This window comes from Arthrobacter sp. Hb9-2 (genome assembly GCF_059091165.1).
Genome location: NZ_JBNHGJ010000114.1, coordinates 1 through 276, shown reverse-complemented (window position 1 = coordinate 276; position 276 = coordinate 1). Strand labels below are relative to the sequence as shown.

Below are 276 nucleotides of genomic sequence, written 5' to 3'. Positions count from 1 at the left end.
ACCAGTTCGCCGGTGGTTGGTGCGGTGTAGAGCCGGCGAAGCCAGACCTTGAACCCGGCATTCTCCGGGATAGCTGTTTCCCTGCCGGCAGGCTCTGGACCAAACGCTCCCACGACTGCTTTTCTGGCCCAGCTGCCGGGGACGACGCCGTAGCCGGTGAGTCTGGCTGGTTCACTGTCGCCTTGGAAGAGGGTGCGGTCGGTCATCACAAGCTGGATCTCGACCCCGTTGATCCCGCCCGGGGTGCCGGTGACGCGTTCGACGAGGGCGTCGGCC

General features: G+C 65.9%; 1 pseudogene. It reads right to left on the bottom strand.

Going from position 1 to position 276, the window contains the following annotated elements:
* Nucleotides 1-276, bottom strand: a pseudogene (locus AC5RV1_RS21450) (HNH endonuclease); the annotation flags it as partial.